Source organism: Psychrobacter sp. NPDC064578 (assembly GCF_044901245.1).
GTDB classification, from domain to species: Bacteria; Pseudomonadota; Gammaproteobacteria; order Pseudomonadales; family Moraxellaceae; genus Psychrobacter; species Psychrobacter cibarius_C.
Genome location: NZ_JBJDPI010000008.1, coordinates 1 through 19,288, shown reverse-complemented (window position 1 = coordinate 19,288; position 19,288 = coordinate 1). Strand labels below are relative to the sequence as shown.

At 44.1% G+C, this 19,288-nt stretch carries 16 protein-coding genes; 11 read left to right on the top strand and 5 right to left on the bottom strand.

What is annotated here, in order from left to right; genetic code table 11:
- Nucleotides 1-105: 105 nt before the first annotated feature.
- Entirely contained in the window at nucleotides 106-777 is a 672-nt protein-coding gene (locus ACI2JM_RS10365) for a hypothetical protein (RefSeq protein ID WP_404644031.1), read from the bottom strand.
- Between the two features lie 257 nt (nucleotides 778-1,034).
- Between ACI2JM_RS10365 and dapC the strand changes: the two genes are divergently transcribed.
- From dapC to ACI2JM_RS10325, 8 genes are all read left to right on the top strand, one after another.
- Entirely contained in the window at nucleotides 1,035-2,303 is a 1,269-nt protein-coding gene (gene dapC, locus ACI2JM_RS10360) for a succinyldiaminopimelate transaminase (protein WP_404644029.1), read from the top strand.
- A 158-nt stretch (nucleotides 2,304-2,461) separates the two neighbouring features.
- Entirely contained in the window at nucleotides 2,462-4,402 is a 1,941-nt protein-coding gene (locus ACI2JM_RS10355) for a DUF294 nucleotidyltransferase-like domain-containing protein (protein ID WP_404644027.1), read from the top strand.
- Between the two features lie 34 nt (nucleotides 4,403-4,436).
- A complete protein-coding gene (locus tag ACI2JM_RS10350) occupies nucleotides 4,437-5,042 on the top strand; it encodes a 3'-5' exonuclease (RefSeq protein ID WP_404644025.1) in 606 nt (201 codons plus the stop codon).
- A 119-nt stretch (nucleotides 5,043-5,161) separates the two neighbouring features.
- Nucleotides 5,162-7,171, top strand: a complete 2,010-nt coding sequence (gene dacB, locus ACI2JM_RS10345) for a D-alanyl-D-alanine carboxypeptidase/D-alanyl-D-alanine-endopeptidase (RefSeq protein WP_404644023.1) — start codon at nucleotides 5,162-5,164, stop codon at nucleotides 7,169-7,171.
- Between the two features lie 57 nt (nucleotides 7,172-7,228).
- A complete protein-coding gene (locus tag ACI2JM_RS10340; protein WP_404644021.1) occupies nucleotides 7,229-7,744 on the top strand; it encodes an ABZJ_00895 family protein in 516 nt (171 codons plus the stop codon).
- Nucleotides 7,745-7,891: 147 nt separating this feature from the next.
- The gene (locus tag ACI2JM_RS10335) at nucleotides 7,892-8,440 is read left to right on the top strand and encodes a DUF421 domain-containing protein (protein ID WP_404644019.1); all 549 of its coding nucleotides are present in this window, start codon (nucleotides 7,892-7,894) and stop codon (nucleotides 8,438-8,440) included.
- A 215-nt stretch (nucleotides 8,441-8,655) separates the two neighbouring features.
- Nucleotides 8,656-9,144, top strand: coding sequence for a 23S rRNA (pseudouridine(1915)-N(3))-methyltransferase RlmH (gene rlmH, locus ACI2JM_RS10330; protein WP_404644017.1), 489 nt, complete (start codon nucleotides 8,656-8,658; stop codon nucleotides 9,142-9,144).
- Nucleotides 9,145-9,271: 127 nt separating this feature from the next.
- Nucleotides 9,272-10,165 (top strand): DODA-type extradiol aromatic ring-opening family dioxygenase, encoded by an 894-nt coding sequence (locus ACI2JM_RS10325; protein WP_404644015.1) that lies wholly within the window; start codon nucleotides 9,272-9,274, stop codon nucleotides 10,163-10,165.
- A gap of 31 nt (nucleotides 10,166-10,196) precedes the next feature.
- Here ACI2JM_RS10325 and ACI2JM_RS10320 read toward each other — a convergent pair whose 3' ends face one another.
- From ACI2JM_RS10320 to ACI2JM_RS10310, 3 genes are all read right to left on the bottom strand, one after another.
- A complete protein-coding gene (locus ACI2JM_RS10320; protein WP_404644013.1) occupies nucleotides 10,197-11,690 on the bottom strand; it encodes an amidase in 1,494 nt (497 codons plus the stop codon).
- A 124-nt stretch (nucleotides 11,691-11,814) separates the two neighbouring features.
- A complete protein-coding gene (locus tag ACI2JM_RS10315) occupies nucleotides 11,815-12,096 on the bottom strand; it encodes a hypothetical protein (RefSeq protein ID WP_201580932.1) in 282 nt (93 codons plus the stop codon).
- A 97-nt stretch (nucleotides 12,097-12,193) separates the two neighbouring features.
- Nucleotides 12,194-15,574: a DNA translocase FtsK 4TM domain-containing protein gene (locus tag ACI2JM_RS10310; protein ID WP_404644011.1), complete on the bottom strand. Its 3,381-nt coding sequence runs from the start codon at nucleotides 15,572-15,574 to the stop codon at nucleotides 12,194-12,196.
- A 589-nt stretch (nucleotides 15,575-16,163) separates the two neighbouring features.
- On the opposite strand from ACI2JM_RS10310, the gene trxB reads away from it, so the two are divergent.
- The 3 genes from trxB to ACI2JM_RS10295 all read left to right on the top strand — a co-directional run bounded on the left by trxB (nucleotide 16,164) and on the right by ACI2JM_RS10295 (nucleotide 18,527).
- Nucleotides 16,164-17,186: a thioredoxin-disulfide reductase gene (gene trxB, locus ACI2JM_RS10305; protein WP_193007872.1), complete on the top strand. Its 1,023-nt coding sequence runs from the start codon at nucleotides 16,164-16,166 to the stop codon at nucleotides 17,184-17,186.
- On the top strand, nucleotides 17,187-17,996 hold the full coding sequence (gene aat, locus ACI2JM_RS10300; RefSeq protein ID WP_404644008.1) for a leucyl/phenylalanyl-tRNA--protein transferase: 810 nt from the start codon (nucleotides 17,187-17,189) through the stop codon (nucleotides 17,994-17,996).
- 96 nt (nucleotides 17,997-18,092) lie between these two features.
- Nucleotides 18,093-18,527 carry a MerR family transcriptional regulator gene (locus tag ACI2JM_RS10295; RefSeq protein WP_045447676.1) on the top strand — a complete coding sequence of 145 codons (435 nt, stop codon included), beginning with the start codon at nucleotides 18,093-18,095 and terminating at the stop codon, nucleotides 18,525-18,527.
- A 63-nt stretch (nucleotides 18,528-18,590) separates the two neighbouring features.
- On the opposite strand, the gene rimI is transcribed toward ACI2JM_RS10295, so the two are convergent.
- On the bottom strand, nucleotides 18,591-19,085 hold the full coding sequence (gene rimI, locus ACI2JM_RS10290) for a ribosomal protein S18-alanine N-acetyltransferase (protein ID WP_404644006.1): 495 nt from the start codon (nucleotides 19,083-19,085) through the stop codon (nucleotides 18,591-18,593).
- Nucleotides 19,086-19,288 lie beyond the last annotated feature (203 nt).

Genomic DNA, 19,288 nt, shown 5'->3' with positions numbered 1-19,288 from the left:
CAAATGGGCTTACAAGATAAGTCTAAGATAAATACTCAGCGTGTATCATCCATTCATTGATGGCATGCTTTGTATTTTTTAACCCGTTAATACCAAAAGCACCTTTTATAAGGTGCTTTTATATATCATTTCGCTAGCGTGCTCATTGAGCTCATCATCCGCAAGATCTGGTGGCAGAATCTCTGCTTCAATCTGTTTTTGCGTCAGTATTAAGCGCCCAGCGTTGACCTCTTTTTGCAGCAAACAATGTAAACTTGCTAAATGAAAATCTCTGCCAAAACACACATAGATTTGTCTTAGAGAAATAGGCGATTTGGCATGCACATCGGGATAAAGGCTGTCCTCTGCTAAGATAATCATCTCATTCAGTGCCTCTTCACGCATCAACTCATCTTTATCGATTTTACGTTGTAAGCTGTCTGCCATTCGACTTTTGGACGCGAGCATGGCCACAAAAATCACTGTCTGTAAAACAAATAAGGCAATATATTGCCATAAGGGCAGTAAAATACCGAGCTGATTGCTAAGCAACATCAGCACCATCGCAACGATCACGTAACTGACCAGTTGCCACAGTAACCACATCATCAAGCTATTTTCACCGTACCAAAACATTTTTCGTTCTTTATGGCTAATTAATTGCTGGCGAGCTTGCCACCAGCTTTGCTCCCGCTGTTTTAATAGTTCGTACAATTTGGTTCGCTGTTGCGCATCATCAAAATTTTCATCTTGAATGTCTGTCGCGTTAAGATCATTAGTTTTTGAGATACTAGGCATATCAAATTATCCTCACCATAATCTATCATTAGGGCTGACAGCAGTTTTTTGTATTGTTATAAGTTACCAATTGATAAGCTTTTTTTAGGATTTTTAAATCTGTGACGGCTTCATTAGTTATTATAATTTATGATTAAATAGCTAAGCAGCTTGAGCATGAGAAGTAAAAGACAAAAAATAAGAGAAGTGCTACACTGCTTAAATGTAATTTTTCTTTATAACTTTATTATTAATTGTCTATTATAGTTACCCTACTTATGAATCACAACTTAACGTACCTGCATCCTTATCCTTTTGCAAAGATGGCAACATTGCTTGCTAACAGTGTGCCAGCCCATGACTACAGTGAAATCAAGCTCGGTATTGGTGAACCAAAACATGAGCCACCAGCGTTCGTGCTGGACGTACTACGTGAAAATTTGGACAAAATAAGTCGTTATCCAACGACTAATGGCATGTTTGAGCTGCGCCAAACCATCGCGCATTGGCTAGAAAAACGCTTCTTTTTGAACCATGTCGATGCCAATACGCAAGTATTGCCAGTAATGGGCACACGCGAGGCTATTTTTAGTCTGGTACAAGCAGTCGTGGATCATAAAGTAAGCGATACAGAGAGTAGTCTGCTGTCTGTCTCTGACCGGTTATCTGCCGTTTCTCCTATGGCTGTTCCTACGACTGCTCCTACAATAGTCATGCCCAACCCTTTTTACCAAATATATGAGGGTGCAGCGATACTGGCGCAAGCCGAGCCTTATTTTGTGCCTTGCACACTGGACGATGACTTTAAAGGTAACTATCGCACCGTACCAAAAGATGTTTGGGCGCGCACGCAGTTGCTGTTTGTTTGTAGTCCGAACAATCCGACGGGCTCGGTCATGACGATGGAGGATTGGGAGTATCTCATTCGTCTGTCAGATCAGTACGATTTTATTATTGCTAGTGACGAGTGCTATAGCGAGCTGTATTTTGATACGGCGCCGATTGGACTATTGCAAGCCTGCGCTGCCCTCGGTCGTCATGATTTCAAAAACTGTATTGTCTTTCACTCTTTATCTAAGCGTTCAAATCTGCCTGGTTTGCGCTCAGGGTTTGTGGCAGGTGATGCCAATATTTTGCAAGCTTACCTGCAATATCGTACTTACCAAGGCTGTGCGATGCCGATACCACATCAGCTCGCCTCGATCGCTGCATGGCAAGATGAAAAGCATGTGGCACACAATCGCGCTTTGTATCAAGAAAAGTTTGCCTTGTGGATGTCTGAGCTTGGTGAGTTACTAGAGTTACGAATGCCTGAGGCTGGATTTTACTTTTGGATAAAAGTCCCTGAGCCGTTCGATGGGGATGATGAGCGGTTTGTCAAAGCACTGTATGAGCAGGCCAATATTCACGCACTAGCAGGGCGCTATCTGTCACGTGATATTAATGGCAAAAACCCTGGGCAAGGCTATGTGCGCATTGCGCTCGTTGCGAGTGTTGATGAAAGCCGCGAAGCGATAAACCGTATTAGAAAATTACTAGGCGCATAAGCAGTCGCTTTATACGTAAAATTTTCAAAAAAAACAGCAACCTCTAATAGCCACAATATTACTGTGGTTATTAGAGGTTTTTTGCTTTAATAATGCTATAGTAAAGTGTCTTTTATCATCAATTATCTTTTACTCAATATGCCATCAAGGATGATGCCATGCCCCATCTTGATTTTACCCAGCCGCCCTTTGACGTATTGAGTCTGGCTGAACGCCAAAGCATCAGAAAAAATACTCAAATCCGCTACCTTGCCAAAAATGAGAATCTTACTGCCGAAGAGTTGCAATATCTGTATGTGATCATTAAAGGGCAGATTGAGCAATTGCTTGATGCTGAGTTTGTCGCCACCTACTTGGGTAGTAACCACTCCGACCATCTTAATAATAACGACTGGTTCGACAGCCGTCGTCTGCCTGAATCATTGACTGAAAACAGCCCTAATACTGAAGCGCTGCAGACCTATCAGTTTCGAGCTGCTGAGGATACCTTGCTACTCCAAGTCGCTGGTAGCGCAGTCGATAAAATCAGCGCCCAAAATCACCTAGTGCGCCAAATGCTGTCAGACAAATTGCCCGAACGGCTAAAAGCATTACAGCAACGCCGCAATAATAAATCCATAGTCTCTGCCAGCTACAACGACCAACAAGAAGTGCAGCAAATCATGTTGCAGCCCGTCATTGACGTCAATCTATTGCCAGTCCATATCGTCGATGCCAATAACAGCTTGTACGAAGCCGCTGCTATCATGACGAGAGCGGGGCTAAAACATGTACTGGTTCAACCATCAGACCACTTAAAAAACGTTGGAGATGGACGATATGGTACCGATCATCTATTGGGAATTTTGACCGATACCGATATTTGCCGCGCCGTGAGTGACCAGCAAGATCCCGCCACTACTCCCTGCCAGCGCTATGCTAATTTCAATTTGCGTACCATCAAAGCCAGTGATGAGATTGGCGATGCACTATTGACCATGACCCGCTATCGCATTCATCGGCTACCAGTGATGGATAAAAACGGTGATGTCGTTGGTATACTGGGACAAAGCGATATGCTTGCGCATATTGGTCATCATTCACAGCTCATAAGTATCCAAATCGAGCAAGCAAAAGACTTATCGAGCTTAGATACCGCCGTCGAGCTTATCGGTCGTTACATTCGTGCCCAACATCAAAACGGCGTCAAAACCGGTAACATCAGCCGCATGGTACAGACCTTGAATGCACAGGTATTTACCAAGCTCTGGCAACTTATCGTGCCTGATGAGGTCATGACAAATACCTGCCTGATCGTGATGGGCTCCGAGGGGCGCGGTGAGCAAATCATGCGTACTGACCAAGACAATGCACTCATCTTACGTGATGGCTATACTCACCCTGATCTGGCGCAATTTGCGGATACTTTTAATCACCATCTAGCAGACCTCGGTTATCCACTGTGTGAGGGTAATATCATGATGACCAATCCTATGTGGCGACAGCCGCTCAAACAGTTTAACGCCCAGATTGGCTTATGGTTTAGAAATACGGATCCCATGCATGGTATTTATTTGTCCGCCATACTTGATGGCGAATACGTCTGCGGAGATGAGTCATTATTAACTCAGGTGCGCCAACATTTAAAGGTTGCCCACAGGCAGTCAGACCTCATGTTTGTACGCCAGTTTGCACGTGCCGCGCTACAGTTCGGTGATGTCAATCAGTGGTGGCAAAGATTCGTACCTTTGCTTGGTGGTAAATCTGGGTCAGAAGACATTGATCTAAAGAAAGCCGGTATCTTTCCACTGGTTCATGGCATTCGTACCTTGGCATTAGAAAACGATATCTTAGAGCTGCCCAGTAGTAAAAATCGTCTTAAAGCTCTGGTACAAGCGCGCGCCTTGACCCAAGAGCGCGCAGATACTTTGTTGGAAGCCTTGGAGTTTTTTATGGCACAGCGCCTATCAGTCGCCCTATCAACCGACGATAAACATGCACGGCAAGTCAACCCAATGACCTTGACCGCGCTTGAGCGCGACTTATTAAAAGAGTGTTTGGCCGTTGTTAAAAGCTTTAAAAATCAGCTACGTCAGCATTATCAATTAGAACTCGCATAAGTACAACAATCGCATAAATGGATGAGCGACAACTATGAGTTGGCTAACACAGTTATCCTGCGCTTGGCAAAAAACGCAGCTACAGCGCCCAGAATTGGCATCGATGTTTACCAAACCTGTGGCTAAGCAATGGGTAGCGATTGACTGCGAAATGACGGGACTCAATCCAAAAAACCACCATTTATTGTCTGTCGCCGCGATTCATATCAATGAAAATACAATCGATACCGGTAATGGCATGCATATCGTATGCAGACCACCTGTGATGCCAGACCGTGACACCATTGTGATTCACGGTCTACGTACTGCCGACGTTGAGCATGGTATGAGCTACGATGAGATGCTGGCGCTGTTGTTGCCATTTATAGGTAATCGCCCGATTGTGGGGTTTTGTACGAGTTTAGACACAGCGTTTTTAAACCCTCTGGTCAAACGCTATATGGGCACAGCACTGCCCAACGAAGTCATCGATTTGCGCCATTTATATAGTCGGCGCATGAGTGGTCAAACCCAAGGGCTATCTAGCCAAGCGCAGCATCTGACCAATATTTTAGCGCACTATAATATACCCGATCTAGGCGCTCACGATGCTTATAACGACGCAATCATGACCGCCATGGCATTTTTACATGTGCGCTAACGTGTGTGCGTATTTTAAAAATTCAGATAAAAACAGGTTTTCATCTACGGCTGCCATCTACGCGAAAACGTCAACTCATGTTACCATAGGCTGTTTTTGCCACCTGATGAAAGATGCTCATGCGACCCACCTCTAAACTCCGTCATTCCTCTGCTTTTACGGCCAAATTATTCCCTTTTTTTCGTTATCTGCGACCGTCGAAGCCGCCTGCTAAATACGTACCTATCATGGCGTTATTAGCAACGGCGACAATATTGCCAATCCATGCGCAAGCAGCACTACCAAAAGCCATCGAAGCAGCATTATTACGAGCCGATTTAACAGAAGCTGATATTAGTATTATCGTCACACCAGTCGGTGATAAAAATGCCAGTCACCTGCCCGCTCCCATTCAGGTTATTGATAGCAGCAGCACACACCGCTCACCTAACCCCGCTCTTCAGCCAAAACCGACTGCCAATATAAATGCTGATATAACAAGTAATTCTCAAAAAACCACGCAAAATAATAATGACAAAACCAGTAATAACCATGTGCGCCAACAGAGTACGCTGATTACTATTGAGCAGCGTACCATTGAAAAGCATGAGAAAAAACTGCATGCTTACACCGATGATCCTTACACTTATCAAAGCTTAGAAAGCATCCCAACGATATTGGGTGATAAGGCAAAAACAGCTATCATTAACAACAATGCTAATAATGATAAAACTGATGACATCAGTACTGATAACCCCTCCATAAAAATTTCATTTTCGCCGTTGCTGAACCATCAAGCTGATATCGCTCGCACGCCTGCCAGCACCATGAAACTCGTTCCCAGCTTTATTGCTTTAGACACCCTAGGCGCTGATTTTGTCTGGCATACCCGTGTCTATCATACAGGCCTTGTCATCGGTGACCGTCTGCATGGCGATTTGATTATTCAAGGCAGCGGCGATCCAAAAATGACCCACGAGCGTTTAGAACAGCTTCTTTATAAAGTACAGTCGTCCGGTATCCGTCATATCGACGGTGATATTATCATTGACAGTGGCGTCTTTAAAAATGTCAGTAAAGACCCTGCTGCCTTTGACAACTCGCCACTGCGTCCTTATAACGCCAGTCCCGATGGTTTTTTGGTGAATTTTAGTACCATCGGTATCAAAAGCTATCCGTTAAACGATGACCAAGCAAATCTGACTTATACACCAAAATTAGCAAATTATGCTTTGCCCAGCATCATAAATACGCGTTCGGCGGCCTGTGGGCAAGCGCGTTATAGTCTCGCACCTGAGTGGCAAACAAAACAATTGGTGTTAAAGACTCAATTGCCAAACAGCTGCCAAGAGCATGCTTTTTATGTGGCTTATCCTGACGCCAAAGATTTTGCCGCACGCGTTATTGCCGCAAAATGGCAAGAGCTAGGCAATACGCTGAGTGGTCATGTCATCACTCAAGAAGCACCTTACACTACCATGAAAAACACCAAATCAACGCATGGTTTGGCAGCACTTCCTATGTCACCGCTGCCTATTGTCAGCTACCCATCGTTGAATTTGACGCAGCAGATTTACGATATCAATCACTTTTCAAACAATGTGATGACTGAGCAAGTGGCGCTATCGATTGGTGTTTATGATAAAGTTGATAATAAAACGCTCGATAAAGCTATTAGTAATTCACATAGCTTGTATCAATTTGGCACGCCGACTGCGACGAGCTATCCTGTCGCATTGCAGACTATTAATCAATGGTGGCAGACCAATCTAAGCACACCGCCGCCACATTTGACCAATGGTTCAGGACTCTGTCGCGACTGTACCATCACAGCCGCCAACCTAAGCGAGCTATTAACTTATGCTTATAGCCATCCAAGTTTTAACGCTTACGTCAACTCGTTAGGTATCGCTGGCGTTAGTGGCACCATTACCGCTCATAGTGAACGCCTACCAGAATCAGCAGCCATTGGTCGTGCGTGGATAAAAACAGGTACCTTAAACAATGTCACCTCGATGGCAGGCTATGTCAAAGGATTGTCGGGACAGGATTATGTCGTGGTTGGACTCATCAATAGTGAGCAAGCACATAACGCTTATACAGCCAGACCCGTGCTAGATGCGATGCTTGATTGGACGGCGCAGCATTAAGTATTTTCCACATCCTATTTTCCACATCCTATTTTCCACCTTTATAAAGGTTCACTTATGTCACGCAAGACAACCAATCTCAATAAATCCAAGACTCATTCAGGTGGCAAGCCGCTGCCGAAGAATCATGAGTCAGCGCAGCCTAAACTGGCACAATATGTAGGCTATTTCGCGATTGGCTATACGCTTTCCAGCGCAATATTTATGATGATTCAAACCAAGCTTGCTGTGAATTCGCAACTGGTAACGGTGTTGTCTATCATTATCGGCGCTTATATCGCGGTTCATAAATTTGTCAAACATCAGCAGCGCGCATTGAATAGCGGTGAAATTAATCGCTTAATGTTTGGCGGCGTCGCGGTGGTCTGGCTACTGACTGTCATTTACTTCTTAGCCATATGGTTTTGGTTGTTTGATGCGGTAAATCGCGAAGTCCTACTGGAGATGGCCGTCCAGCAACCATTGCCATTGGTGTCATCGCTGGTGATGATATTGGCGCTGACACTGGTCAGTGCTCGCATCAGTCTTTGGGCGATCAATCGCCTGCTTGACCCTAAACGCAAAACTATGTGAGCGAGGAGACCTCAGCCGAACCTCTACAAGGTGCTACAAATTTTTCTTCCTATTAATACATAAAATCCGTTAGGCTAACTTTAATGAGTAACCTTTTGAATGATTTTAGGTGATTAACGGTTTTATATTTTAATAGGAGCATTTATCATGGACATGGTTTTTTTTGACAATATAGACAAGCTTGGACGCATCGTTTTGACGACTGTCATGGTTTATGTGTTGATCGTACTGGTGACCAAAATCTCAGGTAAACGCTCCACCTCGCAGCTTAATAATTTTGATTGGATCGTCACCGTGATGATCGGTTCACTTGGTGCCAGTACTATTCTGCTCAAAGACATTCCCTTTGTCGAAGGAGTTTCATCGATTTTAGTGCTTTACCTATTGCAGTTTTTGGTCACCAAATACGCTTCTATCTCACCGCAATTTAGCAGCTTTATTTTATCAGAGCCGCGTATTGTTTTTTATCAAGGGCAGTTTTTACCAGATGCGATGCGCGCTGAGCGGCTAACTCGTCAAGAGATTGAATGTGCGATGCGCTCTGAAGGAGTGAATAGTTTTGATGATGTTGAAGCCATCGTTTTTGAATCTGACGCCAAGCTTACGATTATTCCAAAACCTAACCCGATGGATGCTAGCAATAATGACCAAAATACAGGAGATAGTGTCTCGCAAACCATACTGCCTTTGATGTAAGACCCATACAATATAAGTGGCAAGCCATCCATATATGGATATCAAACGAACTACTATTAAAATTTTCTAAATAAAGCTTGGACAAAGAGCCAGTGTTTATCAAAAAACAGTAAAGCATAAAAAAGCGTCCTAAGAGTCTTGTTTGTTACGTTCATTCAAGCGTAGAATTCTTCTGTTACATTTTACTAATGACTAAAATTAAAGTGGTACTGGCTATGAAAGTAAGGATTTTAACCGTCGGTAATAAAATGCCTAAATGGGTACAGACGGGGTTCGATGAGTATTTTAAGCGTATCCAGCCTATGCTTAGCACAGAAATCGTGGAAATTGCTGCCGCAAAGCGTGCAAAAAACCCTTCTGATGCCAATTTGGCACAATATCGTGAGCAAGAAGGACAGACAATATTGGCCGCTCATAATGCATCAGGGCGTGAGCAACTATGGGTATTGGATGTCAAAGGTAAAATGATTTCGACAGAAGGGCTGGCTGACAAATTAGCTGATGGCATGCAGCAAGGCGATGATATTGCACTGGTGATCGGCGGTGCGGACGGCGTATCACCAGAAGTATTAGCCAAAGCCGATGTAAAATTGTCACTATCAGCGCTGACATTACCGCATCCGTTGGTACGCGTTGTGCTCATGGAGCAGTTGTATCGCGCGATGAGTATCAATAACAACCATCCTTATCATCGTGGCAATTAAGCAGTCATTAAACACTGCTATACTCTGTGCTAATATTTTGTACCAATATTCTGTGCTGATAGTTTATGGGCACAATATCAATGATAGAAAAGATTGAAAAACTACTGAGCGCCCTAATAAACGCTACATGAAATATCCAAAACGCGCGACACCTAACGCCTCTCATTCACTCCATCAGTCTGATGATTCGTACACTCATTCGCCAACGCCTATTACGGCGACTGGCGTTTGGACAGATGCACCTGATTTAAGGTCGAATTTGGCTAAGCTACCAGCATTGTTTATCTCGCATGGCGCACCCACGCTTGCCATTGAGCAATCAGCCACGACCAGTGCACTGGCACGTATCGGGCAAAACCTACCCAAGCCACGTGCCATCCTGATTATGTCAGCGCATTGGCAATCCGCCAAACTCGAAATGAGCAGTAATCCGCAACCTAAGACTTGGCACGATTTTTCAGGTTTTCCACCTGAGCTATATGAGCTTCAATACCCTGCATCTGGTCAGCCAGCACTTGCTGAATCCCTTGCCCAGCAGCTCACTGCACGCGGTATTACTTGTAGTGTTAATCCGGTGCGGGCTTGCGATCATGGGGTGTGGGCGCCACTCAGGCACTTATATCCAGAGGCTGAGATACCTATCGTACAGGTTTCTCTACCGCAGCATTATGACAGTATCGCCTGTTATCAATTGGGTGCGCAGCTAGCGCGCCTACGTGAAGAGCAAATACTTATCATTGGCTCAGGTAACATTACCCATAATCTGCAAGCATTACGCTGGCAAGCAGATAGTGTTGATCAAACGGCTAAAGCATTTAAGCAATGGCTGCTACAACAGCTCAAAACAGACATTCCTAGTGCTTTAGATTGGCAGCAATATCCTGACTATAAAGATATTCATCCGAGTGACGAGCATCTGTTGCCATTGTTTTTTGCCTTAGGTACAGGTCAGCGTGTCTCAGTTGTCCATCAAAGTATGGCGCATCATAGCTTAGGCATGGATATTTATCGATTTGATTAAGTAATAATTACTTAATCGATAAAATGCAAACTTACCTCTCAAAAGCGTGTTTGGTAAACAACCCTGCTCGCTCCATCTCCCCTGCCACACTGAATAATGTCGCTTCATCATTCATACGCCCAATCAGCTGCATCCCAATTGGCAAACCTTTTTTACTCATTCCTACCGGTAATGACATCGCTGGCAATCCCGTGATATTACCCAGTAGTGTAAAGGCCATTTTGCCCAGTACAGGCTGACTAAGCTTTTCGATCATACCTGAGCTAAAGGCATACTTACCCATATCGATGCCCTTATTGAGCACTCCTGCGCTACGCATGAGCATTTCATCCATAACACTTGGTGGCAGTACACCATGCTTAACTGCAGGTGTCGGCACGGTCGGACATAAAATTATGTCATAGGTTTCAAGTAGCAAACCCGTTTGATACTGACTGTGATGCCAGCCATGCTTAGCATGCGCCAAATCAACGGCTGATAATGAGCGACCCAGCAATGCCATATTATAGGTTTGCGGCTCTAGGTTTTTGATATGCTCTGCCCCAAAGTCACGCTCGATATTATCAATGGTAAAAGCGGTATGGGTGCAGACCACCACCATAAAGTCATGCCAAAACTGCTCGATATTGATATTCGGCTCAGCGGGTATGACGCGATGACCCATGGCTTCTAGCTGCTTAGCCGTTTGCTCTAATACGGCTAACACTTCTTTATCCACCACAGTATTGGCAATCAATGGCTGTTGATGCAAGGCAATGGTTAATTGCCTTGGTGCGCGCATCGCAGCTTGCAAAAATGTGCCATCAGGTGGCGCGATGACATAAGGCGCACCAATCTCTGCGCCATTTGTAGCGTCGAGCATCGCGGCACTGTCACGTACGCTGCGGGTAATCACGTGATCTGCGACTGCACCTTCCCAGCCTTCCCCGAATTTAGGGCCTATCGGGTTACGACCACGGCTGGGTTTGAGTCCAAACGCGCCGCACCAAGCAGCAGGGAAGCGTATTGAGCCACCACCATCACCCGCACCCGCCATCGGTACGATACCGCTCGCCACTGACGCGGCACTACCGCCCGATGAACCGCCAGAGCTGTAACCTTTTTTGAAAGGGTTATGAGTCGCACCATGGGCTTTTGGTTCAGTGGTAATGATTAAACCAAATTCTGGCGTATTGGTTTTGCCAAAGGTATTCACACCCGTGGCTTTCATACGCTTGACGATTTCACTGTCGCTTTCAGAGATGATATTAACACTACGACTGCCCATCGTGATTGGCTCATCGGCAAAGCTAAATGACAAATCTTTGAGCAGATAAGGCACACCATTAAATATACCTGAGGGTAATCCCGCCTGTGCAGCATGATAAGCACGGTCATCGAAACGATGGATAATAGCGTTTAATTTGGGATTGAGTGTATTGGCTTGATAGACGGCAGCATCTAACACCTCTTTAGCGCTGACTTCACCTGCATTGACCAATGCCGCCAATGCTATGGCATCATATTGGGTATATTCTTTAAACATAACTGACCTTCCTTGGTTTATAAGTATTGAGTTAAGTTAAACTAATATAGTGTTGTTTTCTTAGTAATGTCTACTCATAAAAAAAGCCAAACAGTTATGTTTGACTTTTCTGTTTTTGAAAGCTTTATTTTAGTTCAAACTGAACAAACCTATTCCATTCTTCAATCGCATTATTTATTGATTTTTGATGATTTTTAATTCCACGGTTCTGTTCCTCAACAAAGTCGTTAATACAACTTTGATACTTATTGACATCATCCACAAATCGATTGTATTGAGCCTCAGATGTAAAGTTATAGGGTTTACTAGGCTTAGAACAGTACATATGCTTTTGAAACGTATCAGCAAGCGTAATGTTGGAAATACCTAAAGTTGCAACGATAATAGTAAATACTATCTTTTTCATAAAACTTCCCTATATATTGAGCAGATGCAATTATTACTCTTTATATTTATTCTAATATAGATAACCAACGATAACTACTTTTAAGCTCAACATTTATCTACATTAATAGCTCACGCTTACCGCTTTTGCCCATTGAGCTGACCAACCCCGCGTCCTCCATAGAATCTACGATACGTGCGGCACGGTTATAGCCGATGCTAAATTTACGCTGGATACTAGAAGCAGAAACTTTTCGCGTCTCCATAATAAAGGCCACAGCATCGTTATAAAGGTCATCGTCCTCACCAGAGGCGTTAGCCGTACTACCACCGCCACTAGGACTAGACAGTTCAAAGTTGCCTGCCATATTATCGATATAATCAGGCGCACCGCGTTCACGCCATGCATCACAAACACGATTGACCTCTTCATCGCTGACATAGGCACCATGCACACGATCTGGCTCAATTTGACCAGGTCCTAAAAATAGCATATCACCATTACCCAGCATGTCTTCGGCACCGCCACTGTCCAGAATCGTCCGCGAATCTACTTTTGAGTTTACTCGTAGTGCCGCCCGCACGGGAATATTGGCTTTAATCAAACCAGTAATGACATCGACCGACGGGCGCTGGGTAGCAAGCATTAAATGAATCCCTGCTGCGCGTGATTTTTGTGCCAAGCGGGTGATAAGCTCTTCGGCTTGTTTACCAACCTGCATAATCATATCGGCAAACTCATCCGCGACAATGACAATCATCGGCAAGGTTTTTAGCTTCGGTGCTTGGCTGATACTCACGCTGTCATTAGGTCGCCACAAAGGATCAAGCATCGGATTGCCCGATTTCTCAGCAGCAATGACTTTTTTATTAAACTCATTAAGCTTACGCACTTTGAGTAAACTCATCAGTTGATAGCGACGTTCCATCTCTGCCACGCACCATGACAAAGCACTGGCCGCTTCAGTCATATCGGTGACGACTGGTGTTAACAGATGCGGGATATCATTATAGTTGGCAAGCTCGAGCTGCTTTGGATCAATCAAGATAAGACGCAGCTCATTTGGCGTATATTTGAGTAGCATCGATAGTAACATCGAGTTGACCAATACCGATTTACCCGAACCTGTAGTACCAGCAACCAACATATGCGGCGCGCGCGCAAGGTCAGTAATGATGGCATTACCACCGATGTCCTTACCCATCGCCATGCTGATTTGAGCTTTGGGATCTTGGAATTTTTCGGTATTCAATAGCTCAATCAAACGTACCATTTCGCGCTGCTTATTGGGTACTTCGATACCGATATAGGGCTTACCCGGAATGACTTCAACCACACGTAAAGACGCCATCGATAGCGAGCGCGCCAAATCACGTGAAATACCGGTAACCTTACTGGCTTTTACTCCAGCAGCAAGTTCCACTTCAAAGCGGGTAACAACAGGACCCGGAATGGCGTTGACCACATTCGCCTTTACATTAAATTCTTGTAACTTAATCTCTAGTAACTCTGATAATTGCTCAAGCTCGGCGACGGTATAACTGGGCTTACGATCAGGGTCTGGCTTATCCAAAATAGAAATCTCTGGAATAGGCGTTAGGCTACTGCGATAGGCAGCCGTTTGCATCGAGCGTGATTTTTGACTGAAGGCGGCATCATCACTAATATCTGGCATAACGGGCGCATTGACATCCTCAGCGCTGTCATCCTCTGGCATCATGTCAGTGATATGATTGCTACTATCGCCCTCAGGTACCGCAAAACTTACCGTTGGTTTAGGCGCGACTATTGGTTCAATAGCTGATGCTGTGACGCGGGTTTCTACCGTAGGCGGCAGTTTAGGATTAGACGGTGGCGTATTGGTCGGCGTCATATCAGCGACTGAAGCAACTGGTTCAACCACGTCTACTGCTTTGGCGACACTCGCTACATTAGATACAGAAGAAGTCTCGAAATCCTCTGACAGTTCAGGCTCTTCATCAAACCATTTATCAGTAAAGTCGTTCATCTCGCTATTAGATGAGTCTGTCGCAGGCGCGGTGACTGCTGCTTGTCTGGGCAGCTCAGTCCTATTGGCTGCTTGTACTGTTTCTGAAGGTTGCCCTGTTTCTATAGACTGCATAGCTGTAGATGTTGAGACATCCGCATGCTCTGCCAACCATGCATCAGCCAGCATATCAACGGCCTCCACTTTATCCTCTAATTCAAACGATTTAGGCTCATTATCCGTTTCGTCAGCCGTCTCACCGTATACCAGCTCATTTATTGATGGCTGAGCTGTTGACTGCAAGTTCTCTGTTGATTGAGCTTCGGACATCTCTGCGTCTGATATCGCTGTAGAGTCTAGCACCGCTGTATCTAACGATTCAGTATTGCTATCAGCAGATACAGAAGTAGTAGCGGCTGAATCAGAAGTGTTCATATTATTAGCGTGATAAGCCATTTGCTCGCTGGCTAACAAGTCATCGACAGTATTGGCGTCATTCCAAGCAAAGCTTGGCTCGACTTTACGGATAGCAGTCATGGCAGGACTTGACGGCGTCGATGTAGTCATATGACTTGCTAGATTTTGAACATTACTGCTAGGTTTCTCTACTGAGACAGGGACAGGCTCACTATTCTCACGACTAGATTTAGCAGCTGAATTAGGCATCGCCGCTTGTGTTGCGGCAACTACAGACGCTTTAACGCTCTCAGCCAACCCTGACGTTGCCAAGAACTCTGACAACACATTGCTGAACCGACTACTGTTGTCTACGGCTTGAGCATTGCCAGCAACTTGCAACTCAAGTGGTAACTGCTCGTGATCGGCCGCGTCTTTTTTCGCGTTACTGTTGGCTATGCTTTCATCATTTTGCTTGGCATTGATATTTTCTGGCGTGGTTGACACGCTATCATGCATTCTACCCTGACGCTTCACCCCTGAGCCCAGCCACGATAGCGCCTTAATCTTCTCATAAATCGCTAGCCAATGAATATTAAAGGCAAAAGTCGCGGTAATAATGACGAATGCCGTCAAGAAAATCACACTCCCCCACTGCGATAAAAGCTGTGCCAAACGCGCCTGTAATTCAAACCCAATTATGCCACCAGCTACGCTTTCCAGCCCTAGCGTTCCTGGATTGGTCAATTGCTGTACTAACGCCACCAATTGTGCAAACAAAGCGCTGGCACTTAATAATAAAAACACATAAGCAACCACTCGCATCAGCCAAAACGTTGGCTTGTTGTCCCACCAAATAAGGATAGACTCATAAACCACAAACGCCAGCAGCCACCATGCACCAAAACCAAAGAAGCTATAAAGCAAGTCAGATAACCAAGCACCCGATTCACCGCCTACATTATTAATCGTGGTCATATCGCTACTGATATGCGACCAACTAGGATCGTTACTGGTATATGTCATCAAAATGACAAATAGATAAACGGCCAGTATTAACCCAAGGAGGGTAAATATTCCCTTTTTTAAATACTCAATAAGCGGTGCTGATATCACGTAAGATCTGCCTTGTTATTAATACTAAATGGTCGCCAATGCATGACTAAGCCTAATCATGCTGACATAAAGCGCTGATAAAGGGTTGGATATAAAGTGCTGATACAAACGCACTTAGCGAAGTGTACAGAAAACATTGTCTATTATAAAAGCGATATACAACAGCCTTCTTTTTGCCTTTGGCACACTTGGCATAACTTCTTATAATAACAAATACATAGGGATAGTGGCGACCGTCTTACAAAGAAAGCGTGCAATAAAATCAGTCTGTATACGGTTTAGATAAAAATCATACGGTTTAAGCAACAACCTATGTCACTCGCAAAATATAACGAACAGAACAAAGACAGTCATATTAGACAAGACCTATAAACTACCAGCGGTTTCTAACCATAATATTTCAAGAAAAATATACTTTGATTGTAATCATACCTGTGTTTGTTTTAGCAAACTTGTACTTTTCGTCCAATGCCCTTATGTTATTATCACGCAGCGATTAGAAAATCCCATTAGCATCAATTTTGAAGACTGTTTTTTATTATATTGCTCACTCGTATTTTTAACATTTATATTTAGCAAGGAACAACTCATGGCAACTGACAATACCGCTCCACGTCACGAAAAACTCATTATCCTAGGCTCAGGCCCTGCTGGTTATGCAGCGGCTGTGTATGCAGCACGTGCCAACCTGAAACCTGTCATGGTCACGGGCATGGAAGTAGGTGGACAGTTAACTACCACCACTGAAGTCGATAACTGGCCGGGCGATGCGCATGACTTAACAGGTCCTGCATTGATGGATCGCATGAAAGCCCATGCCGAGCGCTTTGGTACTGAACTGGTTTATGACCATGTCAATGAAGTCAATTTAAACGTGCGACCTTTTGAGCTGACGGGTAATAACGGTAGCTACACTTGTGACGCATTAATTATTTCAACGGGCGCATCAGCACAATATTTAGGACTGGAATCAGAAACTAAATTCCGTGGTCTAGGCGTATCAGCGTGTGCAACTTGTGATGGTTTCTTTTATAAAGATCAAAAAGTTGCCGTCATCGGTGGTGGCAATACTGCTGTTGAAGAAGCCCTATATTTATCTAACATTGCTGCTGAAGTGACCTTGGTGCATCGCCGTGATAGCTTACGCTCTGAAAAAATCCTCCAAGATAAACTGTTTGAAAAAGTCAAAAACGGTAATATTAAAATCGAGTGGAATCATAAAGTCAAAGAAGTCGTCGGTGATGACATGGGCGTCAATGGCGTAATCATCGAATCTATGATTGATGGCAGCACCAAACAATTAGACGTGTTCGGCATGTTTGTCGCGATTGGTCATAAGCCGAATACAGACTTATTTAAAGGTCAGCTGGATATGAAAGACGGCTATCTTATTGTCAAAAGCGGCTTAGACGGCAATGCCACACAAACCAGCATCGAAGGTGTATTTGCCGCAGGTGATGTCGCAGACCATGTCTATCGTCAAGCAATCACTTCTGCTGGTACGGGCTGTATGGCCGCGCTAGATGCTGAAAAATACTTGGATGCGATTGGCGAAGCCACAGCCGCTGACCATACTTATGCGTCAACATTGACTGCTGATAAAGAAGCCTAAATGGGTAATTTCTCTCAATACAACAATGAGCACATCACGCCTGAGACCTTAAAAAGTCTTGGGCGTTATGACTTTCCTGACCCTTTGATGGTTGATCCTGACGGCATTGGCATCGTCGCTGTCGGAGGAGATTTGGCACCCGAAACATTGATTTCTGCTTACGCGCAGGGTCTGTTTCCTTGGTTTAATGAAGATGAGCCAATTGCATGGTGGTGCCCTGAACCGCGCTGCGTGATGGTGCCAACCAATTATAAGCCAAGCAAGTCGCTGCGTAAGCAAGCCATCCGCGAGCGTTGGCAATTAACCCTGAATCAAACTTTTGATGACGTTATTCATGCCTGTAGTTTACCGCGCAGTGATCGCCTCAATAATGAACAGCCCGAGGGCGAACATACTTGGATTCATGAAGAAATGATTGAGGCTTATACCGAACTGCATGCACAAGGATTTGCACATAGCATTGAAGTTTGGAATGATAAAGGGCAACTCATTGGCGGGCTTTATGGTCTAAAAATAGGTAGCATTTACTTTGGCGAATCGATGTTTCATATCGCCTCTAACGCCTCAAAGTTCGCATTTTGGGGTTTAATGCGCTTATGTGAACAAAGCCATGTGGCGCTGGTCGACTGTCAGCTACCAAATGAGCATTTGATCAGCTTGGGTGCAACCACGTTACCGCGTGCTGACTTCTTGACTCAATTGGATCTCTTAACGGCTAATAACATTGTCAAATGGCAAAATAACTCTCACAAATCACTCGCCGTATCGTTACTTGATACCATAGAACCTTGGCAGCTTATCTTAAAATAAATACGATGACGAAGTGATTGATAGCTTATGTCTGTTTGTTAATCGCTACTTTATTAACTCGTACCTTATCAACTGCTACCTATCGACGAGGTTATCATGGCACCCGACACATCATTCTTACTGATTGGAACACTGGCAACAAAAGCTCAAACAACCAAAGACACTGTTCGTCATTATGACCAACTGGGCTTGCTAAAATCTCGTAAGCGTCAGGCAGGCTCCCGTTTATATACCGAGTTTCATCCAGAATGTATCGAACGTATTGAGCTAATCAAAAGTGCGCAAGCAATTGGCTTTACACTCACTGAAATCAGGGACAGCTTGAATGATTATTACGATGGTCAATTGGATGTTGATTTACAACTGATGCTTACTCAGCAAAAATTGGCGCAAATACAAAAACAGCAAGCCAATATCAGCCTCATGGTAGAGCTATTAAGCGAACGCATCGACGTTCTTGAGCGTATGAAAGTAGATAATGACTATAAACTCAATATTGAAATCTGTAAAAAGAAAATACCCACTCAATAATGATAAAAGTGCCGACCCATCTACTATTCTGCAGGTTTATTTGGTTCTATTCGATGCCATTCATTATTCTCGGACGTACAGGCGCTGCATAATCAGTGCATCAATAGCTGGTTGATGGGGAGTTTGGTAATACCCTTTACGCTTATGAATTAGATCAAATTCTTGCTGCTCATATAAGGCTATCGCAGGTACATTATCTGAGCGCACCTCTAATGAAAGGCTCTCTACCTGATCCCTTGTCAATTCTGTATTCAATCTGGCAAAAATTTGTGAGGCAATACCTTGGCGTTGATAATCAGGATGTGTGCCAATACGTAAAATCTCCGCTTGTTCAAAAATCACTTGATATAGACAATAGCCTGTCACAGTATTATTAATACTATTATTTTTTTGCTCATAAACGATCAGCAGATGCATGCTATCTTGTTTGAGTGATTCCACCAATGTCTGATAGCCCCAAGCATCTTGCGGCTGAACGATGGCTTCAATATCCGCTACTGCTTGTAGCACTTGCTCAAAATCTGCACTATGGGTTGATAAAATCTTTATCATCAGCATTATGTATCCTCTTATTATTATTTATACAAACCCAAATACAATAGCACTTACTGTATTTCAAATATTTATCATTACAATATTGATTATGCCATTACCTTTTTATAGCCAAAAAAAAGCCACCCTTAAACAAGGATGGCTTTTTATGACTAACTTACAAGCTCATTACTGAGACTAATAGATTAGTTCAATACGTTAGCAACAAC